Below are 21,475 nucleotides of genomic sequence, written 5' to 3' on the forward strand. Positions count from 1 at the left end.
AATGCCCCGCGCCATACTCGTTGTGCTCGATAGTTTCGGCATCGGCGGCGCAGAAGATGCCGACCGTTTTGGCGATGCCGGCTCCGACACGCTGGGTCACATTGCGGCCCGCTGTGCCGCCGGAGAAGGGGACAAGGCAGGCTTGCGCTCCGGACCGCTGACCCTGCCCAACATGTCGCGTCTCGGCCTCGGCGCAGCAGCAAAGCTGTCGACGGGCCAGCCGGTTCCAGGCCTTGGCAGCGACGTCATCCCGGAGGCCCTGTGGGGCTATGCGGCGGAAGTCTCCAACGGCAAGGACACACCGTCCGGTCACTGGGAGATCGCCGGCGTGCCGGTGCGCTTCGACTGGGGCTATTTTCCGCCGACCATCCCGACTTTCCCGGCCGATGTGATTGCTCAGATCGTCGCCGAGGCTGGCCTGCCGGGCATCATCGGCGACAAGCATGCCTCCGGTACCGAGATCATTGCCGAGCTTGGCGAGGAGCACATCCGCACGGGCAAGCCGATCTTCTACACCTCGGCGGATTCCGTGGTGCAGATCGCCGCCCACGAGACGCATTTCGGTCTGGAGCGCCTGTACCAGGTCTGCGAGATCACCCGCCGGCTGATCGACCCGTACAACATCGGCCGCGTCATCGCCCGACCGTTCCTGGGCGAGACCTCGGCGACGTTCGAGCGCACGGCCAACCGGCGCGACTATTCGGTGCTGCCGCCCGAGCCGACCCTTCTCGACCGCCTGACGGTGGCCGGACGCACGGTGATCGGCGTCGGCAAGATCTCCGACATCTTCGCCCATCAGGGCGTGGCCAAGGTGCTAAAGGGCGCCGGCAACGACCAGCTCGTCGACAAGACGCTGGTGGCCATGGACGAGGCGAAGGACGGCGATCTGGTCTTCACCAATCTGATCGACTTCGATTCCCTTTATGGTCATCGCCGCGACGTGCCGGGCTATGCGGCCGCTCTCGAGCATTTCGACGCCCGCCTGCCGGAGATCATGGCGAAGATGCTGCCGGGCGATCTTCTGATCCTCACAGCCGACCACGGCTGCGACCCGACCTGGCGCGGGACGGACCACACCCGCGAGCATGTGCCCGTGCTGGGCTGGCGTCCGGGCGTTGCCGGACATGCCATCGGCGGCCGCAAGACCTATGCGGACATCGGCGAAACCGTCGCAGATCACCTGGGTGTGGCGCTCGGAGCCAATGGCGTCAGCTTCCTGCGCGCCTGACATCCGGATGATGTTCCTGCTGCGCCCTTGACGGACGCGAAGACACGGCGGAAGAACAGTGCGCGGGGCAGGCAACCGGCCCCGCGCTGAGTCGCAGGTGGCGGTTGCCAGCAGTGAGGCACGGACAGCGCATGGCTGGTGAGGTAAACGTCCCGAAGGCGGAACTGCATTGCCACATCGAAGGTGCGGCACCGCCCAGTCTCGTGCGCAAGTTTGCACAGCGGGAAAACGTCGACGTATCTGCGATCATTGACGCGAACGGCCGTTACGTCTGGTCCGATTTCACCACCTTTCTTTCGGCCTACGACCTGGCGAGTTCCGTCTTCCGCCGTCCGGGCGACTACGCCCAGCTCAGCGAAAGCTATTTCCGCATGCTGGCTGCGGAGGGGGCGATCTATGGCGAGATCTTCATCTCGCCCGACCATGCCACTGCGGCGGGCCTCTCCTACAAGGCCTATGTCGAAGGTCTGGCTGCCGGCATCGAGCGGGCGAAGGCCGAGACGGGCATTGAAGGCCGCATGATCGCCATCGGCGTCCGCCATTTCGGCACGACGGCGGTCGAAAAGGTGGCAAAGGACGTCATCGCCAATCCGCATCCACTGGTCACGGGCTTTGGCCTCGCCGGCGATGAGCGCGAAGGCCATCCGGCCAATTTCGCCAAGGCCTTCCGCATGGCAGGCGAAGCAGGTCTCGGGCTGACGGCGCACGCCGGCGAATTCGGCGGACCGGAAAGCATCATGGCGGCGCTAGATTTCCTGCGCGTCAAGCGCATCGGCCACGGTGTGCGGGCCATCGAGAACAAGGCGCTGGTTGAGCGTCTGGCGGAAGAGCGCATCGTGCTGGAGGTCTGCCCGGGATCCAACGTTGCGCTTGGCCTTTACCCGGTGTTGCGCTTCCACCCGATCAATTTGCTGCGCCGCGCCGGCGTGCGGGTGACGCTCAATTCGGACGACCCGCCGTTCTTCCACACCACCCTTGGCCGCGAATACTCGCAAACGGCCAAGACATTCGGCTGGAGCCCGGAAGATCAGCGCGCCATCACCCGGACAGCCATCGAGGCTGCCTTCTGTGATCGCGGCACCAAGGAACGCCTGCTCGCCCGCCTCGACAGCGCCAAGACCTGAACAGCGTAGCCTGAGCAGCCCTCAGGCCGCTCGTTCGTCCGCGCGTGGGTCGAGCACGGACGATTCCGGCGTCGAGAACCGCGCGGTGGCAATGACGGGCACGAAGTCCGACTTCTCTTCCACCCGAACGGCAGCGCGGCGGGTCATGCGCCAGGCGGTGAACAGCACCATCGACAGATGTGCAGCCGCCGTGACGTGGAACAGGGCGCCGGGGGTCGATGCGCTCATCAGCGCGGCCGCGGCCACCGGCCCTACCATCGTTCCGGCGCCAAAGATCAGCAGCAGGCCACCTGATGTCTTGAGGAAGTCGCCAGGCGCAGCATGATCGCTGGCATGGGCCAGGATCACCGGATACATCGAATAGATCATCCCGCCGAAGGCCGACACCAGCACGATCACGGCAATCGGTCCCATGCTGTCGGCGACCGACAGGGCCAATCCGGTTATGGTGGCAAGGATGCCCATGCCCACGAGCACCGCACGCCGGTCCACCCTGTCCGACAGCAGGCCGACGGGGATCTGGATGATCGCGCCGATCAGCAGCGCCAGTGACATCATTACCGCGATATCGCTGATCGACAGTCCGATCTTGCGGCCATAGACGGCACCGAGCGTGCCGAACGCGCCGTTGGAAATTCCGATCAGCAGCACCGCGACCACAGCGACCGGCGAATTGCGCCAAAGCGCGCCGATGTCGAGCCGCGCTTGCGTCAACGGCGTCGGTGTTGCCGCTGTCGACAGGGCGGTGGGCAGCAGCGACAGCGAATAGATGATCGAGCCGACGACGAAGAAGACGAAACCCGTCGCATCGCCAAGCGTCAGCAGCATCTGCCCGACTGTTGTCGCCCCCAGGTTGATCATCGTGTAGATGCCGAAGATCCTGCCGCGCGTCTGGTTCGAGGCACGTTCATTCAGCCAGCTCTCGACGATCATCGCGGCGCCGGCGAAGCAGAAGCCGGTGACCGCGCGCAGCGGCACCCAGACCATCGGCGTCAGGAACAAAAGGTTCAGCAGCATGGTGATCGCCGCCACCGAGGCCAGCACGCCGAAGGTGCGGATATGCCCGACGCGTTTGACGATCACCGGAACGGCCAGACAGCCGGCGACATAGCCAACAGCCCAGCCCGCCCCCAGCATGCCAAGCGAGGTGTCGGAAAACCCCTCCGCAAGGCCGCGGATCGGCAGCAACAGACCATGCAACCCGCCCGCCATCAGCAACAGGGCTGACCCGATGAGAAGTGAGGCAATCGAGAGAACGGTAGACATCAGGAGCTTCCGACTTGCGAAGGAGAGGGGCGCCAAACCGGAGGTCAGAACGGCGAGTGGCGCGCGAAGCACGTCCCTCATGCTGCCTCAATGACTGTGGCCGCGACAAGGCCACTCCGGATCCCGCCTTCATTTTCAACTGTTGTGTCCAGCGTTTGATGCCGGACGCCTTTTCATTGTCAGCGATTCCCGACACAGTTTGACGGCACTCCTGCTTGTCTTGGCACCGGCCGTCTGGTTGCCGCCGCTCTGTATCGGACCCCGTCTTGTCGAACCCTTCCGCTGTCTCGCCCGCGTTGTCTCTCCTGTCCGCCGCTGCTGTTCGCGCACGGGCCGACCGCCTTCTGGAGATCGGGCTTGCCGGCGAGCTGCGCCACTTCGCGGTCGATCTTTCGAAGCTTCCAGCGGTTGCGGGCCGTGTCATCGCACTCACCCGCCACCGCTATCCGGATTTCGCCGTGCCGCTGCACTCGCGCTGGCGGCATTTCGAGGCGGGTGGCGTGGACCGCTGGGACATGCTGGCCAGTGCGCGGGGGTTCGACGATGTGCGGCAGATGGGCCGCGCGGCCTTTGATCTTGCCATCGTCTCCTGCCTGACTGATGCCGCAGCCGGTACCGGCTGGACCTACATGGAAGACGCCACCGGCCTGCCTTTGGCCCGCTCCGAAGGGCTGGCAGTCGCAACGCTCGCGATGTTCGCCAGTGGCTTTTTCTCGGCGAACCCGGCAGATCCCCTGCGCGCCGACGCCCACGCGCTGATGCGGCTTGACGAGCAGGAGCTTGCCGAGGGCTTCAAAACGGACGCTGCCAATCCGCTTGCCGGTCTGTCTGGCCGCGTGGCTCTGCTCACCCGCCTGGGTGAGGCGACGGGGTTGCGTCCCGATCTCTTTGCCACGCGGGATGAACCGCGACCGGGCGGCCTGTTCGACATACTCTATGATGAAGGTCAGGACGGGCCTGTTCCGGCATCGCGCATCCTCGATCTGCTGCTAGATGGGCTCGGCCCCGTCTGGCCCGGCCGCATCGAGCTTGAGGGCGTTGGTCTTGGCGATACCTGGCGCCATGCCGGCCTGGTCACGCCGGATGCGACGTCCGGGCTGGTCCCCTTGCACACGCTGTCGCAATGGATGGCCTGGTCCCTGATCGAGCCGCTCGCCTGGGCCGGTGTCGAGGTCAGCGAACTGGACGGGCTCACCGGTCTGGCCGAACACCGCAATGGCGGGCTCTTCCTAGATGCTGGAGTTCTGACCTTGCTCGACCCGGCTGAAGCTGCCCGGACGCATGCTGTCGACAGCGAGCTGGTCGTCGAGTGGCGCGCGTTGACCGTTGCCCTTCTCGACCGGCTCGCCGATCAGGTCCGCATGGAGCTGGATGCATCCCCCGAGGAGCTGCCGCTCGGCTGCATTCTGGAGGGGGGCACCTGGGCCGCAGGGCGCGAGATTGCGCGGGAAAAACGTGAGGACGGCACGCCGCCACTCACAATCCTCAGCGACGGGACTGTATTTTGAAGCCTGACCGGGGCATAGGGGAACACACCAATTGCGGCCGGTGAGGCCGCACAAGAACCGCACACACGGACCGAAGGAGCAAGCCAACATGTCTGGAGCGATTGTCGTCGATCACCCGCTGGTCCAGCACAAGCTGACGATCATGCGCAACAAGGCCACCTCCACCCAAGGGTTCCGCCGCCTGCTGCGCGAGATCTCGACCCTGTTGTGCTACGAAGTCACGCGCGGCCTGCCGCTGACCCAGATCACGATTGAAACGCCGCTGTGCGAGATGCAGGCGCCGACGCTCGCCGGCAAGAAGCTGGTGTTCGCCTCGATCCTGCGCGCCGGCAACGGCCTGCTCGAAGGCATGCTGGATCTGGTGCCGTCTGCTCGCGTCGCCCACATCGGTCTTTACCGCGATCCGGAAACCCTGACCCCGGTCGAATACTACTTCAAGGCTCCGGAGGATCTGGGCGAGCGTCTGGTGATCGTTGTCGATCCGATGCTGGCGACGGCCAATTCGGCGATTGCCGCTGTCGAGAAGCTGAAAGGGCGCGGGGCCAACAACATCCGCTTCCTCTGCCTGCTGGCAGCTCCCGAAGGTGTCGCCAAGTTCAACGCGGCCCATCCGGATGTCCCGGTCTACACCGCCTCCATCGATGAGAAGCTGAACGATCACGGCTACATCGTTCCCGGTCTTGGTGACGCGGGCGACCGGATGTACGGCACCAAGTAAACCAGAACCAACCCGGAAGGAGGCGTGCGATGATCATCGTTTTCGGCTCGATCAACCTTGACCTCGTCGTCATGGTCAAGCGGTTGCCTCTTCCGGGCGAAACTTCGGCCGGCCCAGATTGCCAGATCTTTGCCGGCGGCAAGGGGGCCAATCAGGCGCTTGCGGCCCGGCGTGCTGGAGCACAGGTAAAGTTGATCGGGGCGGTCGGAAACGACAGTTTCGCCGCCCCGGCGCTTGCCAACCTCGAGGCTGTTTCCGTCGATCTTTCCGCCCTGCATCGGCTGGAAGGGGCGACCGGGATCGCCATGATCGGGGTGGAGAGCAGCGGCGAAAACCTCATCATCGTTGGCAGCGGGGTCAACGCGCGTGTTTCCGCCGCCTGGCTCAACGGGCAGCTGTCGCCATCCACGACCCTGTTGATGCAGGCGGAAATTCCTCTGACTGAGGCCAGCGCTGCAATCGACGCAGCCCATGCGGCGGGAGCCAGGGTGATCTTCAACACCGCGCGCCGGCCACCGATCCGGCCGTTGCCCACCTGGCGGCCCGCGCGGATGTCGCCATCTCCAACGAAAGCGAAGCCGCCGACATCGCCCGTATCCTTGGTCTGCCGCAGGAGCCTCAGGCCTATGCTGCTGCCCTGGCCGCAACCGGGCGCATTGCGGTGGTCACACTCGGATCAAAGGGTGTCCTTGCGCACGATGGGACATCGCTGTTCACGCTGGCTCCGCCCAAGGTCGACGTTGTCGACACGACCGGCGCGGGCGATGCGTTCTGCGGAGCCTTTGCCGCGGCTCTGGATCGCGGCGGCGACCTCGTGCAGGCCCTGACCGAGGGTGTTGCGGCGGGCAGTCTTGCCTGCACGGTGACCGGCGCACAGTCCAGCGCGCCGGCCGCAAGTGACATTGCCCGTCTTGCGGCGACACTCTCTGTCGATCGCAGCTGACGTCTGTCTGCCTGCTGCTGCAGAACTGACAATGCCGTTCATTGGACGTTCAGGTTGATCGTCTATTGTCGCTCCCCGGAAAGCCCCTGTGGGGTTGAAGCGGAGGCGGAATGGTCCGGTATCTGGTGCTCCTGGTGGCGTTGATGGCCCTCGTGCCATTTGTGCCGCAATGGGCAGACAAATGGGTTCCCGGCCAGCAGGAAGAGGTTGCCCCGCAAGTGGCAATCGCCTCCAAGACCCGCACCCTGAAGATCCCGGCTGATGCCAGCGGCCATTTCGTCACCGAAGCCGAACTCAACGGCCGGCAAGTCGAGATGCTCGTGGATACCGGCGCGACGACCGTGGCTCTGCCACAGTCCGTGGCGCGTCGCATTGGCCTCAATCCGAAGAAGGAGGACTTCAGTGCCTCTGTCACAACGGCAAATGGATCCATTCCGGCTGCCCGCGTCGTCCTGAAGGATCTTCGTCTGGGTTCAATCCGGTTGTCCGAAGTGGAAGCCATCGTGTTGCCTGATGCCTCACTGTCGAAAGCCTTGCTTGGGATGTCTGCCTTGCGCAGGCTTGAGCGTTTCGACATTTCAGATGACACGCTTGTGCTTGTTCAATAAGGTCCAACCGTCTGCCGTTTCCTCGCATTGTTTAGGTTTTCCAGTCTGAAGCCCCGATGAGGTTTTGCATGTTTCCCAAGCCCGAAGCTCTTTTGAAGCCGAACACTTACGCCTACGAATCCCGTCCCATGGTCAAGCCGACGGGCTTCCGCGAGTATGACGCGCGTTGGCTGTTCGAAAAGGAAATCAACCTGATGGGCATGCAGGCCCTCGGGATGGGCATTGGCACGTTGATGCACGAGCGCGGTGTGCGTCCGGACATCGTCGTCGGCCATGATTTCCGGGGCTACTCCGCTTCCATCAAGATGGCGGTGATCAACGGCCTGATGGCTGCCGGCATCAATGTGCATGACATCGGTCTTGCCCTGTCGCCGATGGCCTATTTTGCGCAGTTCGCGCTGGATGTGCCGGCGGTTGCCATGATCACGGCGTCGCACAACGACAACGGCTGGACCGGCGTGAAGATGGGCATCAACCGCCCGCTCACTTTCGGGCCGGACGAAATGGGCCGTCTGAAGGATATCGTTCTCAACGCGACCTTCACCCTGAAGCAGGGTGGCAGCTACCGCTATGTCGAGAACTTCCCGGACATCTACATCAAGGACCTGACGGACCGCGCCAAGCTGAAGCGCCCGATCAAGATCGTGGCAGCTTGCGGCAACGGCACGGCCGGCGCGTTCGCGCCGCGCATTCTCGAGATGCTGGGCGCCGAGGTCATTCCGCTGGATGCCGAGCTGGATCACTCCTTCCCGAACTACAACCCGAACCCGGAGGACATGAAGATGCTTCATGCCCTGCGCGACAAGGTTCTGGAAGTTGGTGCGGAAGTCGGTCTCGGCTTCGACGGCGATGGCGACCGCTGCGGCGTGGTCGACAACGAGGGCGAGGAAATCTTCGCCGACAAGGTCGGCGTCATGCTGGCCCGCGACATCTCGGCGATCTACCCGAACTCGAAGTTCGTCGTCGATGTGAAGTCGACCGGCCTCTTCAACACTGATCCCGTGCTGAAGGCCAACGGCGCAGTGACCGACTACTACAAGACCGGCCACTCCTACATCAAACGCCGCGTCACCGAGCTGAACGCCATCGTCGGCTTCGAGAAGTCGGGTCACTACTTCTTCAACGCCCCGATCGGCCGCGGCTATGACGACGGTCTGGTGTCGGCTATCGCCATCCTCGACATGCTCGACCGCAACCCGGGCAAGACCATGGCTGACCTGCGCCGTGACCTGCCGAAGACCTGGGGTTCGCCGACCATGTCGCCGCATTGCGACGACGAGATCAAGTACGGCATCGTCGACAAGGTGGTTGCCCGGTTCCAGGACATGAAGGCCAAGGGTGAGAAGATCGGCGGCCACACCATCACCGACCTGATCACCGTCAACGGCATCCGTGTCGTCACCGATGATGGCACCTGGGGTCTGGTGCGCGCGTCGTCGAACAAGCCGGAGCTGGTTGTCGTGATCGAGAGCCCGGCCTCCGAAGCGCGCCTGCACGAGATGTTCAAGGCCGTGGACGCCGTGCTCCGGGAAAACCCGGAAGTCGGCGCCTACAACCAGACGATCTGAGCTGGAGCTTTTGGAATGATCCGGCCCTTTGGCACCCTTCACGGCGTCGCCGTCGATGAAGTCACCCTGCGGGCCGGATCGCTGGAAGCCAGCATCCTGACCTATGGAGCCACCCTGCGCGACTTGCGTCTCGCGGGGCGGCCCCTGGTTCTTGGTCTTTCGACGCTCGAAGAGTATGTGGCGCACGGGGCCTATTTCGGTGCGCTGTGCGGACGCTATGCCAACCGCATCGCCGGCGGTCGCTTCACGCTGGACGGCACCGCGTGTCAGGTGACCTGCAACGAGCGCAGCCGTACCCATTTGCATGGCGGCGCTACCGGCTTTGACAAGCGGATCTGGACTGTCGACGAGCTGGCCGCAGATTGCGTGCTGCTCTCCCTCGTCTCGCCAGACGGTGAAGAGGGCTATCCCGGCACAGTTACGCTCAAGGCGCGGTTCTCCCTTCTTCCGTCAGCCGTACTGAGCCTCTCGATCACGGCTGTCACCGACGCGCCCACATTGGTCAACATCGCCCATCACAGCTACTTCAATCTGGATGGCTCGGCCGATGTGCTGGCGCATCGCCTGCAGATCCTCGGCGAGGACTATCTGCCGGTCGACGGCCATGGCATTCCGACCGGTGACGTCGTCCCGGTTGCCGGCACGGACTTCGATTTCCGCCATCTGCGCAGTGTCTCAGGTCCGCGAACCTACGACCACAATTTCTGCCTCAGCCGGGATGTGGCCTTGGAACCGCGCCTTGCCGCGGTGCTTGAAGGCGCGACATCCGGTGTTTCCATGGAACTCTGGACCACGGAGCCGGGCTTGCAGTTCTATGATGCCTCCGGTCTCGGGCTGCCCTTCACCGGTCCGGACGGCCGCCGGTTCGGCCCGCATGCCGGCCTCTGCCTCGAGCCGCAGCGCTGGCCGGACAGCCCCAACCATAAGGACTTCGCCGGGGCTGTTCTTCGTCCGGGCGAGACCTATCATCAGCTGACCGAGTTCCGTTTTCATCCGGGAGAGTAGACAAGATGAAAACCGTTTTCTCATCTTCGCAACTGGTTCACGCGCCGAAGATGGAGATCGCCGACGGCCAATTGACCGAAGCGGTGGAAATTCCCCAGCGCGCGGAAATCGTCCGCGACGAAATCCTTCGCCGCAAGATCGGGCCGATCTGGACGCCGCAGGACTTCGGCCGTGCGCCACTGGAACGGGTCCATACGCCCGAATACCTGACCTTCATGGAAACGTTCTGGTCCCGCTGGACGGCCGCAGGGCGTGACCGGGATGCCTTTGCCTATGTCTGGCCCGTTCGCCAGCTGCGCGCCACCCCGGCACCGGAGAGCATCGATGGCCTGCTCGGGCGCTTTTCGTTTGACACCGGAACTCCGCTGACGGCCAACACCTGGGAAGCTGCAACCGCCAGTGCCAACACGGCGCTGACCGCGGCGCGCTTCCTGCGCGAGGGAGACCGTGCCGCCTTCGCCCTTTGCCGCCCGCCCGGCCATCATGCGGCAGCGGATTACTTTGGCGGCTATTGCTTCCTGAACAACGCAGCCATCGCGGCACAGTGGCTGCGCGACCAGGGCACAGCCCGCGTTGCCATCCTCGACATTGACTATCACCACGGTAACGGCACCCAGTCGATCTTCTACGAGCGTGCCGACGTGATGGTCCTCAACATCCACGCCGACCCCAGGCACGACTATCCCTTCTTCCTCGGCCATGCGGACGAGACAGGCGAGAAGGCGGGCAAGGGCTACACCCAGAACTGGCCGCTGCCTCTTGGCACCGACTGGACCGGCTACTCGGCCGCCTTCGAGGAGGCCTATCGCTGGCTCGGCGTCTATTCACCCGATGTCCTGATCGTCTCGCTTGGTCTGGACACCTATGAGCACGATCCGATCTCGAAGTTCCGGCTCGTCTCCGACGACTACCTCAGGATCGGCGCACGGCTTGCCCGCCTTGGCAAGCCGACGCTCTTCGTTCTGGAAGGCGGCTACGCCGTCGACGCTCTCGGCATCAACTGCGTCAACGTTCTGGAAGGTTTCCTGAACGGCTAGTGGCCTTTGCGGGCCACCGCGACGTGCCCCCTCAAACGCCAAACCCCATGCGCCGGAGTTCGAGACGCAATGGCTCGGCTCCGGTGAAATGGATCGCCGCCATGCCGACGGCGCGTGCACCTTCGACATTCTTCAGGCTGTCGTCGATGAAGACGCAGGCCTCGGCGGTCAGGCCGTTTCGCTCCAGCAGCACCTCGTAGATGCGTGGATCGGGCTTCAGCAGCCGTTCTTCCGCCGACACCACCGTGTCGCGGAAAGAAGTCGCAAGGAACGGAAAGCGGGCCTTGGCCTCCGCGAACTTCTCGTTCGAGAAGTTGGTAATCGCATAAAGCGGCACGTCCGCCGCAACCAGCTCCTCCAGTAGCCCCGCAGTGCCTGGCACCTCGCCCGGGACCATCTCGTGCCAGCCTTCGTCATAGGCGCGGATCAGGTCGGCATGGCCCGGATGGCGCGCGACGCATTCGGCAACAGCTTCGGACCAGCTCCGCCCACGATCCTGTTCGAGGTTCCAGGCCGGTGAACAGATCTCTGTCAGGAAATGCCGCCGTGCAGCCTCATCTGGGATCAGGCGCCGGTACAGATACTCCGGGTCCCACTCGATCAGCACATTCCCGATGTCGAAAACAACGGTTGTCACGGGGGATCTCATGCGGGGACCTCGAAGGTTGCGGGCTCAGACCCGTCTGCCAGTGTAGGATGCTAAGGGAATCAGAAAAGGTGACGACACCATGACCGCCCTGATCGGCCGTGTCATTCTTATCGTGAGCGCTCTGCTGACCGTTATTGTCCCGGCTCGCAGCGAAGACGTTGCGGCGGGCTTCCGGTTGCGTCTGGCCGTTGTTGCCGGCGTGGACGAGGACGTGCTGGAGCGCGTCGAGCCCTTTCGCGAAGAGCTGCAATACCGCCTATCTGTTCCGGTAGACCTGTTCCTGATGGACACGCTGGGGGCGGCTGCAGACGCGCTGATGCGCGGCGAAGTCGACATGCTGCGCCTGTCCGGTTCTGCCTATGGTGCGGCGCAGACCGCATGTAACTGCCTCGATCCGCTCGTCGTTGCAAAGGACGGGGAGGGAGCGGAAGGGTTCCATGCCGTTCTGGTCGGACGGGCCAGCGAGGCCAGGCGCGTTGAGGATCTTGCCGGTCGGCGCCTTGCGGTCGGAGATCCTGCCTCGGTTGCGGCATTCCGCGTTCCCCTTGCAGCCTTGGCTCGTGAGGGCGTCGACCCCGCAACTTTCTTTTCCGCTCTGGTGCGTGTCGAGGGACCGCGTGAGGGGTTGCGGGCCTTGTTTGACGGGCGTGTCGAGGGCGCGCTGGTCTGGTCAACGCTCATGGGGGAAGCGGAATTCGGCTATTCGGCGGGCACTCTCAATGAGGCTTACCTGTCCACCCGGCTGGACATGAACCGCCTCACCGTCATCTGGCAGTCGCCACGGCTTCCCTATGCGGTCCACGCGGTGAGGGCAGACCTGCCGCCGGCCTTGCGGGCAAGGCTGAAGTCCGTGCTGACAACCCTGATTGACGATGCGCCCGGCGCCTATTTCGCCATCGAGCCGGATCTGGGCGGTGGCTTTGCCGCAACCGATGCGGCGGCCCTGGCCGGGACCCTGTTGCCCTTTTCGCCGCAGGCGCAGGCCCTGCTGTCCAAACTGGCCGGACCTGCCACAACGGACACATCCGGCCAGCCCTGAGATAACGCTCAGTCCAGCAACGCGGCCGTATGCCGGCGGATCATCTCTTCCTCGTTGGTGGCCACCACCAGCACCGTGACGCGCGAGCCATCGCGGGAAATCGTGGTCTGCCGCGCGGCATTGCGGTCCTCGTCGAGATCCACACCCAGCCAGCCGAGATCACGGCAAACTTCAGCGCGTATGTTCACCGCGTTTTCGCCAATGCCACCCGTGAACACCAGCGTATCGATGCCGGACAGGATCGCGGCCATAGCGCCGATTTCGCGCTTCACGCGGAAAACGAAATAGTCGATGGCCTGACGGGCTTCCGGTGTTCCGGCTGCCTCCAGCTCGCGCATGTCCTGCGACAGGCCCGAGAGCCCCTTCAGTCCGGACTGCTTGTAGAGAAGGTCCGAGATGGCTGCGGCATCCATGCCCTTTTCGGCCATGAGATAGAGCACCACGCCGGGATCCAGCTGGCCGCACCGCGTGCCCATCGGCAAGCCGTCAAGCGCCGTAAAGCCCATCGTGGAGCCGATGCTGCGTCCCCCGTTGATGGCACACATCGAGGCTCCGTTGCCCAGATGGGCAACAACGAGCCGGCCCGTTGCTGCAGAAGGCATCACGCTCCGCAAATGCTCGGTGATGTACTCATACGACAGGCCGTGGAAGCCATACCGCCGGACACCTTCATCGTAGAGGTCGCGGGGCAGGGCAAAGGTGTCGTTGACCCAGGGGTGCGCCCGGTGAAACGCCGTGTCGAAACAGGCGACCTGCACGGCTTGCGGAAAGGCTGCGGCCGCCGCGCGAATGCCGGCAAGATTGTGCGGCTGGTGCAGCGGTGCCAGCGGCACCAGTCGTTCCAGTGCAGTCATCACCTCGTCCGTGACGATCACCGGCACCTCATGGGTGATGCCGCCATGCACCACCCGGTGCCCGACGGCATTGACCGCAAGACCCGGGGCGGCGTCGTTGATGAGCGCAAGCAGTACGCCGAGGGCTGCCTGATGGTCGCTGCCCTCATCGTCCGACAACGGCCGGGATAGATCCAGCCCATCCTCAAGCCGCTTGGCCTTCAGTCTCGGGGAAGCCCCAAGGCCTTCGATCTGACCACGCATAAGATCAGTGCTGCCTGAAAAGAGGTCGAACTTGATCGACGACGATCCGGCGTTGAGCACCAGTATGACGGGCCCCGTCGCTGCAGCGACGGCGCTCATTCCGCCGCCCCCAGTTCGCCGGTCACTGCCGTCTTTCCGGTTTTCAGCCAGTGATCATAGAGCAATGCTAGGGCGCAGGAGGCGAGCCGTGCCCGGTCGTCGTCCGAGCGGCTGGTCAGCATGACCGGCACCTTTGCGCCAATGACCAGACCAGCGGCTTCCGCATGGGCGATGAAGGTCAGTTCCTTGGCCAGCATGTTGCCGGACTCAAGGTTCGGCACGATCAGCACTTCCGCCTGTCCGGCCACCAGCGAGGTAATCCCCTTGGTGCGGGCCGCCTGAAGATCGATGGCGTTGTCCATGGCCAGAGGTCCGTCTACAAGGCCACCGGTGATCTGGCCACGCTCTGCCATCTTGGACAGGATGGCGGCATCAAGGCTGGAGGGGATCGCTGGGTTCACCGTCTCGATCGCCGACAGGATGCCGACCTTCGGCTGTTCCATGCCAATGGCCAGGCCGACGTTGATGGCGTTCTGGATGATGTCCACCTTGGTCATCAGGTCAGGCGCGATGTTGATCGCAGCGTCCGAGATGATCACCGGTGTCTTGCGTCCGGGAACATCCATGACGAACACGTGGCTGATCCGCCGGCTCGTGCGCAGGCCACCGTCGCGCTTGACGACGTGATGCAGCAGGTGATCGGTGTGCAGATGCCCCTTCATGACGGCGCTGACCTTGCCCTCATGCACCATGGCAACGCCGCGGGCAGCAGCCTCGGACTCGTCGGCAATGTCGATAAGCTCGATCCCGGTCAGGCTTTCCTTCAGCTCGGCAGCTGCCGCCTCGATGCGGGCCCGTGCGCCGATCAGGATCGGGATGATCAAACCTTCGCGCGCCGCCAGCAGCGCGCCGCCAAGCGAATTGACGTCGTCCGGAGCAATGACCGCCGTTGTCAGGGAGGGCAGCATCCTGGCATAGCCGACAAGCCGGTCGAAATGCTGGTGACGCTCGACCAGGAGCGAAGGCAGATCGGTTGCGTCAAACGTGATCGTCTGGTCCGGAGCGGTCACCTCGGCAATGCCATCAGCGATAGGTGTGCCATCGGCCCGGTTGACGGTGGTGGCAAGCCTCACAAGCCGGTCTGCTTCCTTGGCCAGAACGCGCACGGTCACCGTCAGCGCATCGCCCAGGATCACACGGTTGTAAAAGGCAAAGCTCTGGGTGCGGTAGACGGTGCCGGGGCCAGGCAGGATGTTGCCAAGCACAGCCGAGATCAGCGCGCCGATCCACATCGAGGGGGCAAACGGCGGATCGATCTTGCCGTCGCCTGTCCAGTCGGTGTTCGGAAGGTGCAGCGGATTGGTGTTTCCTGACGCATGCGCGAAGATATAGAGATCATTCGCGGTGCAAACCCGGGTCACGGTGGCGCTGTCGCCGACCGAGATCTGGTCATAGGTCTTGTTGCTGGCCATCAGCCCTGCTCTTTCGGTTCGAAACTGGGCAGCACGGGGAGGCGCGCCGCGCCTCCTTTTTGCAGCACTTCGACCAAAGGCCTATGACACAGCGCAAGGACGGCTGCTGCAGTTTGCAGCAGCGGTTTGAGGTCAGTTCAGCGTCACTGACTCAGTGAAGCGCGGGCGCAGGAAGTAAAGACCTTCCATGTCAATCGACGTGGCACGGGGCATCATGTTCTGCGCCAGTTCGGCGAAAGTCGGAATATAGGTTCCGTTGGTCTTGCCGACGATGATTGTTGTGTTTGGGTTGTTAAGGCCCGACGGAATGACAATTGGCGGCTTGCCACCTTTCGCCCAAGGTGTGCCACCGCTTTCATTGATGCTCCAGCCAACCTTGGCTTCGCCCTTGGCGTTAAATTCGATACTGGCGACGATCACCTTCACATTTGAAGTCGAGAAGGGCGCCATGATCAGACCGGATGCATACATGACATCGGCCATTTCAGCCTTTGTAACGCTCTCGGCCTGCGCAACGAGGTCCGCAACCGCAATTGCCACCTGATTGAGCTTGCGTTTGTAGTTCAGCGCTTCGGTCGTCTCGGCCGATCCGATCATCAGGATCAACATCAAAGGCAAGGTAAGGGCGAATTCGACTGCGGCAATACCCTTGCGGTTCTCCAGGAAGGCAAACCAGGACGAGCGGCAATGATTGGTTTGCGTCCCCGCCATCCGGTTGCTTGGATCATTGCTGGTCCAGAAGCGTAGGTTCACCATGGGAAGGGCTCGTTTCTGAAAACCTGAGTGGAGTAGAGATGGCGCGTCGTGCCAGAGTCGCCTCCATCGGTTCCAAGCAGTGCGGTAAACATCGGCCAAGCATAGACCGCGCGCGCAACAATGATCTGTCCGCCACTGCTCTGCGTGTAGTTCATATTACCGGCGAAGTTTCCATCATTGTCGACCATCGGTGGCAAGTTCTTGATCGCAGAAAAGGAGTCGAATGTCCGAACATCGATTTCGAGTTTCGCCGGAATGCAAAAGGCAGACATGTTCGCGCAGACGGTGGCCTTGAACTGGGCCTTGTCGAAATTTGCCTTCTGCGCCTGGCCAGTCTTGATCAGACGAGTGCTCTCGGCGACAGCATGGTCCAGCGTACGATTGACAAGAAACGCAAGGCCGAACTCGATGATCCCGGCCATAAGAGCCAGGAAAGGCATCGCAACCAAGGCAAATTCGATAGCAGCGACGCCCTTGCGATCCCGACCAAAGCGACGGACCCGACTTTTATTGTCATTTCGCGGGTTGAGGTTTGGCATTTCAAGCTGTCGGGTCATTGGCTTGAGCCTCATTTCCCGCCAGCAGCTTCAACAGCCATCTGGTTTCTTGTCGTGATCTGTTTGGCGGTAGTTTCAAATGCGTCCTTTTCGTCGCCAACCTGGGCTGCGGCATCACAATACGGCGCACAAGCATAGGTAAACCGACTTGTTCCGCGCATCACGGTGACAAGGTCTGTTGGTGACGGGCCAACGTTGATCAACTCGTCAATGATCGGCTTGGAATCCTTGTCGAGGATAATCAGGTTGGTGCTGCCGGCAGTTTTGCCAGTGACAACGACGGTGTACCGGTCATGCATCGTAACGTCGGCGATCATGGGATTGCCGACGATGACCGTATCGGCAGGCTGCTGGATCCGAAAGACCTTGGCCCGGTCGACGAAGACATCAACGGACGTACTTTCTGCAGATGCGCTGCCAGAATGCATGATCTGAGCGGCACCGGCTGCGATCGCAGCAATGACAAGAATTGTCGTGCGGGGCATGAGCCACTCCAATACCAGGTCAAACCGTTAACAGTTTCCGGGTGCTTCGAACGCGTCTCCGGCTGTGTGTTGAGCGCCATGGTGCCTTGGTTTGGTGAATGAAGCCCTAACGGTATGGATTGCATTCAATCGACGTGCAGCGTTTGACATGGGTTTCTGTTGGTCCAAGTGGCCCGTTGATGCCAATTAAACTTAACAAATAGATATAATGGAAAATCTGACATACTCAGTAAATGCAAGATTAACCAAAATGACGACTGCGGAAAACAAAGCTATCGATAGCGACAATTTTAACGAGATCGAAAGATATGGGGTCTAAGTTGTGATCATGTTCGATCGGTTGGAAACAAGGCCGACGAACAAGAGCTGTCAAAACATGTGATAGGAGCAAATCATGCAGAACATTTTCGCCCGTTTCGCCAAGGATGAGTCTGGTGCCACCGCAATCGAGTACGGCCTGATCGCCGGCCTGATCTCGGTCGTGATCGTCGGCACTCTTGTCACCATTGGCCAAGACCTGGGTTCAGTCTTTACCAAGATCAGCACCGAACTGAAGAAGGGCGTCGCCAAGTAAGCTGATCGCCTAGACATTGCCCGCCCGGACCCCGGGCGGGCCGGTGGCCAGGCCGTCTCCTGGTTTTTTTATGCAGCGTTCAGAGCGTGCGAGGGTCCTCATGCTTGAAGCCGCCATTCTCGTCGTCTTTCCAGTGCTTGTCGCCTTCGCCGCAGCATCGGATCTGCTGACCATGACAATCCCTAACCGGGTCTCGGTCATGTTGGCTGCGGCTTTCCTCGTTATGGCTCTGGCAACGAGCATGCCGTTTGCCCAGCTTGGTCTTCATCTGGCTGCAGGTTCACTTGTCCTCGCCGTTTGTTTCGGCATGTTTGCCGCTGGCTGGATGGGTGGAGGCGACTCCAAAGTCGCGAGCGCGATTGCTCTCTGGTTTGGCTTTTCCAACGACTTGATGGTTTTTCTGATCTTTACCGCCTTCTATGGCATGTTGCTCACGCTTGTACTTCTGTCAGCGCGTGCACAGATGCCCTATCTGCCTGGTCTGCTTCGAAAGCAGGAGTGGGCATTGCGGTTGCATGATTCCCGCAGCGGCATCCCTTACGGGATCGCCATTGCTGTCGCTGCTCTTCAGGTTTATCCGCAGTCCATCTGGTTTAAATGGGTTTCACTCGGATAACCTATTCTTGATGCATTCCGTATTTGCAGATCGCGATTGCTGTCGCGATCTTTTTTATTTGTAAAATAATTCTTAATTGTTGTTAACCAAATTCGCTTATGTTCAGTTAACCATGTTTTGACCATTTGCCATCCACATTACCCGAGAACGCAATCCGTGGCGTTTCGAGTGTGGGTGGTTTGCGATGAGATATGCCCGTCTTCTTGTTCTGGGAGTTGCCCTGGGTGCCGGCCTTTTGGCCGCGCGCATGGTGATGACGTCCGGCTCCGAGGAAGTCGCGGCAGTCGGTCCCGAGGTTGCGCCAACAACGCTACCGGTCCTCGTTGCCACGCGCGACATCAAACTGGGTGACCAGATCGCGCAGGGTGACTTCAACTGGGTGGACTGGCCGATCCAGGTCGTTCCTCAGGGCGCGATCACTCGTGAAAACCAGCCGGATGCGGAACAGACCCTGATTGGCCAGATCGCGAAGGCGCCGATTTATGTTGGCGAGCCGATCAGCGAACAACGCCTGATCAAGACCGACCGCGGATTCATGGCTGCCATCCTGCCAAAAGGCATGCGGGCAATTGCCGTTTCGATTGAATCGGAAACGGCTGCTGGCGGCTTCATTCTCCCCGGCGACAAGGTTGACGTCATCCTGACGAAAGCGGGTGAAACCCAGGGGCGCGGCTCGTCCGAAACAATCTTGGAAAACGTCCGCGTTCTGGCGATCGACACGACGACGGCTGGCGAAAAGTCGGAAAAGACCCTGGAGCCGGACCGGACTGCGACGTTGGAACTTTCTCCTCCGCAGGCGGAAACCGTGTCGCTCGCCCAGCAACTTGGAAAGATCTCTCTCGCTCTGCGCAGCGCGCAGGATTCCGCCGATGGCGCACCGTCAGAGGAGCGCACGCGCGGCGGCGTCAGCTTCGTAAAGTATGGCGTCTCCAGCCAGGTCGGAGGGCAGTGACATGCAATCTGGAACGACTGGACGGATTGCCGCAGCAAAGGACTGGACGATGGCCTTGAAGCGCGTAACCGCTCTTGCCTTCGCTGTTGTGGCGTTGTTCGCGGCCACAGTCGTGGCTCCAATGCCTGCGCAGGCGGACGATTTTCCGAAGACGGTCTACGTTGCCGCTGGCGACAGATCCGGCGAACGTCTGCTGCGCGTTGGTGTCGGCCGGTCAGTCACGGTCGAGATCGCCGATGCTGTCGCAGACGTTCTGGTTTCCGATCCAGCCGTTGCTGATGGCGTTGTGCGCAGCCGGAACCGTGTCTTCATCGTGGGCAAGCGATTTGGCCAGGGCAACATCGTTCTGTTTGGCGCTGCCGGTCAGGAGCTGGCGTCCTTTAGCGTCCGCGTGGAGCCGGACACGTCCGACCTGAATTCGATTCTTCGCCGCCTGTTGCCGAACGCAAACGTTCGGGCAGAGACCATCAACGGCAACTACATCCTGACCGGCACCGCGCCGTCGACGGGAGATGCCCAGCGCGCCATGGACATTGCGAGCCGCTTTGCCCGTCAGGCAACCCAGTCTGGCCAGGGCACGGCCGCCCAGAGCGGCACGACCGGCGGTGGCAATATGGGAGAAGATCTCGCTGTCCTCAACATGATCGTTGTTGCTGGCAAGGACCAGATCCAGCTCAAGGTGACCGTAGCGGAAGTTGATCGCTCGATCATCAAGCAGCTCGGCGTCAGCATGTCCGGGACAATCGGTGCCGGCAATTTCACGCCGTCGTTCAATTCTCCTGTACAGTTCCCGATCAACACGGGGTCCGTGGTCCAGGCTGCGACGGGTCTGGGATTCCTGGCGGGCGGCACCAACATCAACGCGCAGATCCGCGCCTTGCAGCGCGACGGTGTCATCCGCACGCTTGCCGAACCGACCTTGACGGCCATTTCGGGCGAAAACGCCAGCTTCCTCGCCGGCGGTGAGTTTCCGATCCCGGTGAGCCAGGACAGCGACACGATCGGTGTCGAGTTCAAGAAGTTCGGTGTCGGCCTCGACTTTACCCCGGTGGTGCTGAGCGAAGGCAACATCAGCATGCGCATCAAGACCGAGGTCAGCGAGTTGTCGGACGAAGGCTCCGTCAACATCGGAACCCTGGTCTTGCCAGCGATCAAGGTGCGTCGCGCGGAATCGACGGTTGAACTGCCGTCCGGCGGTACGTTGGTTTTGGCTGGATTGCTGCGTGAGAGCTACAAGCAATCGATCTCTGGCGTGCCGGGCCTGATGCAGTTGCCGATCCTCGGCGCTCTGTTCAAGAGCCGTGACTTCCTGCGTCAGCAGACCGAGCTGGTGGTGTTCGTTACCCCCTATGTCGTGAAGCCGGTTGCCGCCAACCAGGTGTCCCGTCCGGATCAGAACCTGGCTCCGGCAAGCGATGCTGAAACCGTGTTTCTGAACAGGCTGAACAAGGTCTACAGCACGCCCGGTCTCAGGGGCGCTTACCACGGCCAGGTCGGCTTCATTTACGAGTAAGGAGTGGTCGATGCGCATTTCGATTAAGGCCCTCGGAGCCATCACCTCGCTCGCCGCGATGCTGGCCGGATGCCAGAGCGCCCAGAACTCGGCCTCCATGGCCTCCAACGACTACCGTTTGCGTCATCCGATTCTGGTGACCGAGCAGCCGGAGACTCTGGACTTGCCTGTAGCGCCTGGAACGCGCCAGTTGAGCCACGACTACACTGCCCGGATCGCGGCCTTTGGCAGCGAAGCGCGGTCGCAGGGCATTGGCGGTGTCCAGATCCTGGTCCCGTCAGGCTCGGCCAATGAATCTGCTGGCCACTCGCTGGCGCCGCAAATCCGCTCTGCCCTTGCAAGGGGAGGCGTTCCCGCCCGGCAGATCGAGGTCAAGTCCTATCCGGTTGGCGACCCGTCGGCCGCAGCCCCCATTCGCATCGGCTATGACCGGGTCAAGGCAAGCGCGGGGACGTGTGGCCATTGGCCCGACAATCTTGGCGGCGGCATCGGCGCCAATGTCGACAACTACAACTTTGGCTGCGCCACGCAGGCCAACCTGGCGGCGATGGTCGACAATCCGGCTGATCTGTTGGCCCCCCGCGCGGTGGGCGCTGCTGACCAGAACCGTCGTGCAGTCGTGTTCGGTAAGTATCGGGCGGGTGAACGCACCGCATCCGACTACAAGGAAGGCGATGGCGCGAAGATTTCAAGCGCCGGCGGTAACAACTGATGACACACG

22 protein-coding genes and 1 pseudogene are annotated in these 21,475 nt (G+C 62.2%); 16 read left to right on the forward strand and 7 right to left on the reverse strand.

What is annotated here, in order from left to right:
- The first annotated feature begins 1 nt into the window (after nt 1).
- Nucleotides 2-1,228, forward strand: coding sequence for a phosphopentomutase (locus OVA12_RS17630; protein ID WP_268139609.1), 1,227 nt, complete (start codon nt 2-4; stop codon nt 1,226-1,228).
- A 131-nt stretch (nt 1,229-1,359) separates the two neighbouring features.
- Nucleotides 1,360-2,352 carry an adenosine deaminase gene (locus OVA12_RS17635; RefSeq protein ID WP_268139611.1) on the forward strand — a complete coding sequence of 331 codons (993 nt, stop codon included), beginning with the start codon at nt 1,360-1,362 and terminating at the stop codon, nt 2,350-2,352.
- Between the two features lie 21 nt (nt 2,353-2,373).
- Here OVA12_RS17635 and OVA12_RS17640 read toward each other — a convergent pair whose 3' ends face one another.
- The gene (locus OVA12_RS17640) at nt 2,374-3,618 is read right to left on the reverse strand and encodes an MFS transporter (RefSeq protein WP_268139613.1); all 1,245 of its coding nucleotides are present in this window, start codon (nt 3,616-3,618) and stop codon (nt 2,374-2,376) included.
- A 266-nt stretch (nt 3,619-3,884) separates the two neighbouring features.
- Between OVA12_RS17640 and OVA12_RS17645 the strand changes: the two genes are divergently transcribed.
- From OVA12_RS17645 to OVA12_RS17680, 8 genes and pseudogenes are all read left to right on the forward strand, one after another.
- Nucleotides 3,885-5,126, forward strand: a complete 1,242-nt coding sequence (locus tag OVA12_RS17645) for a DUF1688 family protein (RefSeq protein WP_268139615.1) — start codon at nt 3,885-3,887, stop codon at nt 5,124-5,126.
- A gap of 88 nt (nt 5,127-5,214) precedes the next feature.
- Complete coding sequence (gene upp / locus OVA12_RS17650; RefSeq protein ID WP_106753920.1) at nt 5,215-5,844, forward strand: uracil phosphoribosyltransferase; 630 nt, start codon at nt 5,215-5,217, stop codon at nt 5,842-5,844.
- A gap of 71 nt (nt 5,845-5,915) precedes the next feature.
- Nucleotides 5,916-6,269: pseudogene (locus OVA12_RS17655) on the forward strand (PfkB family carbohydrate kinase); the annotation flags it as partial.
- Between the two features lie 110 nt (nt 6,270-6,379).
- On the forward strand, nt 6,380-6,787 hold the full coding sequence (locus tag OVA12_RS17660; protein WP_268141398.1) for a PfkB family carbohydrate kinase: 408 nt from the start codon (nt 6,380-6,382) through the stop codon (nt 6,785-6,787).
- A 110-nt stretch (nt 6,788-6,897) separates the two neighbouring features.
- A complete protein-coding gene (locus OVA12_RS17665) occupies nt 6,898-7,395 on the forward strand; it encodes a retropepsin-like aspartic protease family protein (RefSeq protein ID WP_268139617.1) in 498 nt (165 codons plus the stop codon).
- Between the two features lie 68 nt (nt 7,396-7,463).
- On the forward strand, nt 7,464-8,963 hold the full coding sequence (locus tag OVA12_RS17670; RefSeq protein WP_268139619.1) for a phosphomannomutase/phosphoglucomutase: 1,500 nt from the start codon (nt 7,464-7,466) through the stop codon (nt 8,961-8,963).
- A gap of 15 nt (nt 8,964-8,978) precedes the next feature.
- Nucleotides 8,979-9,968, forward strand: a complete 990-nt coding sequence (locus OVA12_RS17675; protein ID WP_268139621.1) for an aldose epimerase family protein — start codon at nt 8,979-8,981, stop codon at nt 9,966-9,968.
- Between the two features lie 5 nt (nt 9,969-9,973).
- Nucleotides 9,974-11,005, forward strand: coding sequence for a histone deacetylase family protein (locus tag OVA12_RS17680; RefSeq protein WP_268139623.1), 1,032 nt, complete (start codon nt 9,974-9,976; stop codon nt 11,003-11,005).
- A 31-nt stretch (nt 11,006-11,036) separates the two neighbouring features.
- Here the strand turns inward: OVA12_RS17680 and OVA12_RS17685 are convergent, their stop codons facing one another.
- Entirely contained in the window at nt 11,037-11,642 is a 606-nt protein-coding gene (locus OVA12_RS17685; RefSeq protein WP_326493921.1) for an HAD family hydrolase, read from the reverse strand.
- A 91-nt stretch (nt 11,643-11,733) separates the two neighbouring features.
- Here OVA12_RS17685 and OVA12_RS17690 point away from each other — a divergent pair, with 91 nt between their 5' ends.
- A complete protein-coding gene (locus tag OVA12_RS17690; protein ID WP_268139627.1) occupies nt 11,734-12,693 on the forward strand; it encodes a phosphate/phosphite/phosphonate ABC transporter substrate-binding protein in 960 nt (319 codons plus the stop codon).
- A gap of 8 nt (nt 12,694-12,701) precedes the next feature.
- Here the strand turns inward: OVA12_RS17690 and OVA12_RS17695 are convergent, their stop codons facing one another.
- The 5 genes from OVA12_RS17695 to OVA12_RS17715 all read right to left on the reverse strand — a co-directional run bounded on the left by OVA12_RS17695 (nt 12,702) and on the right by OVA12_RS17715 (nt 17,099).
- On the reverse strand, nt 12,702-13,889 hold the full coding sequence (locus OVA12_RS17695) for an acetate/propionate family kinase (RefSeq protein ID WP_268139629.1): 1,188 nt from the start codon (nt 13,887-13,889) through the stop codon (nt 12,702-12,704).
- Nucleotides 13,886-15,301 (reverse strand): bifunctional enoyl-CoA hydratase/phosphate acetyltransferase, encoded by a 1,416-nt coding sequence (locus tag OVA12_RS17700; protein ID WP_268139631.1) that lies wholly within the window; start codon nt 15,299-15,301, stop codon nt 13,886-13,888. Before OVA12_RS17700 ends, OVA12_RS17695 begins: the two co-directional genes overlap by 4 nt.
- Nucleotides 15,302-15,433: 132 nt before the next feature.
- A complete protein-coding gene (locus tag OVA12_RS17705) occupies nt 15,434-16,057 on the reverse strand; it encodes a TadE/TadG family type IV pilus assembly protein (RefSeq protein ID WP_268139633.1) in 624 nt (207 codons plus the stop codon).
- Complete coding sequence (locus OVA12_RS17710) at nt 16,051-16,614, reverse strand: TadE/TadG family type IV pilus assembly protein (RefSeq protein WP_268139635.1); 564 nt, start codon at nt 16,612-16,614, stop codon at nt 16,051-16,053. Before OVA12_RS17710 ends, OVA12_RS17705 begins: the two co-directional genes overlap by 7 nt.
- Nucleotides 16,615-16,625: 11 nt before the next feature.
- Complete coding sequence (locus tag OVA12_RS17715; RefSeq protein ID WP_268139637.1) at nt 16,626-17,099, reverse strand: pilus assembly protein N-terminal domain-containing protein; 474 nt, start codon at nt 17,097-17,099, stop codon at nt 16,626-16,628.
- Nucleotides 17,100-17,493: 394 nt separating this feature from the next.
- Here OVA12_RS17715 and OVA12_RS17720 point away from each other — a divergent pair, with 394 nt between their 5' ends.
- The 5 genes from OVA12_RS17720 (at nt 17,494) to OVA12_RS17740 (ending at nt 21,466) form a co-directional block, all read left to right on the forward strand.
- Nucleotides 17,494-17,673 carry a Flp family type IVb pilin gene (locus tag OVA12_RS17720; protein ID WP_268139639.1) on the forward strand — a complete coding sequence of 60 codons (180 nt, stop codon included), beginning with the start codon at nt 17,494-17,496 and terminating at the stop codon, nt 17,671-17,673.
- Nucleotides 17,674-17,773: 100 nt separating this feature from the next.
- Nucleotides 17,774-18,289 carry an A24 family peptidase gene (locus OVA12_RS17725; RefSeq protein WP_268139641.1) on the forward strand — a complete coding sequence of 172 codons (516 nt, stop codon included), beginning with the start codon at nt 17,774-17,776 and terminating at the stop codon, nt 18,287-18,289.
- Nucleotides 18,290-18,473: 184 nt separating this feature from the next.
- A complete protein-coding gene (gene cpaB, locus OVA12_RS17730) occupies nt 18,474-19,241 on the forward strand; it encodes a Flp pilus assembly protein CpaB (RefSeq protein ID WP_268139643.1) in 768 nt (255 codons plus the stop codon).
- A gap of 1 nt (nt 19,242) precedes the next feature.
- Nucleotides 19,243-20,754 carry a type II and III secretion system protein family protein gene (locus OVA12_RS17735; protein WP_268139646.1) on the forward strand — a complete coding sequence of 504 codons (1,512 nt, stop codon included), beginning with the start codon at nt 19,243-19,245 and terminating at the stop codon, nt 20,752-20,754.
- A 10-nt stretch (nt 20,755-20,764) separates the two neighbouring features.
- Nucleotides 20,765-21,466: a CpaD family pilus assembly protein gene (locus tag OVA12_RS17740; protein ID WP_268139648.1), complete on the forward strand. Its 702-nt coding sequence runs from the start codon at nt 20,765-20,767 to the stop codon at nt 21,464-21,466.
- Nucleotides 21,467-21,475 lie beyond the last annotated feature (9 nt).

Source organism: Pannonibacter sp. SL95 (assembly GCF_026672425.1).
GTDB lineage: Bacteria > Pseudomonadota > Alphaproteobacteria > Rhizobiales > Stappiaceae > Pannonibacter.

What these genes read in the sequence shown, in the direction of transcription:
- OVA12_RS17710 (WP_268139635.1), bottom strand. Translation starts at nt 16,614, where the DNA reads ATGACCCGACAGCTTGAAATGCCAAACCTCAACCCGCGAAATGACAAT.
- OVA12_RS17740 (WP_268139648.1), top strand. Translation starts at nt 20,765, where the DNA reads ATGCGCATTTCGATTAAGGCCCTCGGAGCCATCACCTCGCTCGCCGCG.
- OVA12_RS17665 (WP_268139617.1), top strand. Translation starts at nt 6,898, where the DNA reads ATGGTCCGGTATCTGGTGCTCCTGGTGGCGTTGATGGCCCTCGTGCCA.
- OVA12_RS17640 (WP_268139613.1), bottom strand. Translation starts at nt 3,618, where the DNA reads ATGTCTACCGTTCTCTCGATTGCCTCACTTCTCATCGGGTCAGCCCTG.
- OVA12_RS17630 (WP_268139609.1), top strand. Translation starts at nt 2, where the DNA reads ATGCCCCGCGCCATACTCGTTGTGCTCGATAGTTTCGGCATCGGCGGC.
- cpaB (WP_268139643.1), top strand. Translation starts at nt 18,474, where the DNA reads ATGAGATATGCCCGTCTTCTTGTTCTGGGAGTTGCCCTGGGTGCCGGC.
- OVA12_RS17680 (WP_268139623.1), top strand. Translation starts at nt 9,974, where the DNA reads ATGAAAACCGTTTTCTCATCTTCGCAACTGGTTCACGCGCCGAAGATG.
- OVA12_RS17735 (WP_268139646.1), top strand. Translation starts at nt 19,243, where the DNA reads ATGCAATCTGGAACGACTGGACGGATTGCCGCAGCAAAGGACTGGACG.
- OVA12_RS17675 (WP_268139621.1), top strand. Translation starts at nt 8,979, where the DNA reads ATGATCCGGCCCTTTGGCACCCTTCACGGCGTCGCCGTCGATGAAGTC.
- OVA12_RS17725 (WP_268139641.1), top strand. Translation starts at nt 17,774, where the DNA reads ATGCTTGAAGCCGCCATTCTCGTCGTCTTTCCAGTGCTTGTCGCCTTC.
- OVA12_RS17690 (WP_268139627.1), top strand. Translation starts at nt 11,734, where the DNA reads ATGACCGCCCTGATCGGCCGTGTCATTCTTATCGTGAGCGCTCTGCTG.
- OVA12_RS17635 (WP_268139611.1), top strand. Translation starts at nt 1,360, where the DNA reads ATGGCTGGTGAGGTAAACGTCCCGAAGGCGGAACTGCATTGCCACATC.
- upp (WP_106753920.1), top strand. Translation starts at nt 5,215, where the DNA reads ATGTCTGGAGCGATTGTCGTCGATCACCCGCTGGTCCAGCACAAGCTG.
- OVA12_RS17695 (WP_268139629.1), bottom strand. Translation starts at nt 13,889, where the DNA reads ATGAGCGCCGTCGCTGCAGCGACGGGGCCCGTCATACTGGTGCTCAAC.
- OVA12_RS17700 (WP_268139631.1), bottom strand. Translation starts at nt 15,301, where the DNA reads ATGGCCAGCAACAAGACCTATGACCAGATCTCGGTCGGCGACAGCGCC.
- OVA12_RS17670 (WP_268139619.1), top strand. Translation starts at nt 7,464, where the DNA reads ATGTTTCCCAAGCCCGAAGCTCTTTTGAAGCCGAACACTTACGCCTAC.
- OVA12_RS17705 (WP_268139633.1), bottom strand. Translation starts at nt 16,057, where the DNA reads ATGGTGAACCTACGCTTCTGGACCAGCAATGATCCAAGCAACCGGATG.
- OVA12_RS17715 (WP_268139637.1), bottom strand. Translation starts at nt 17,099, where the DNA reads ATGCCCCGCACGACAATTCTTGTCATTGCTGCGATCGCAGCCGGTGCC.
- OVA12_RS17720 (WP_268139639.1), top strand. Translation starts at nt 17,494, where the DNA reads ATGCAGAACATTTTCGCCCGTTTCGCCAAGGATGAGTCTGGTGCCACC.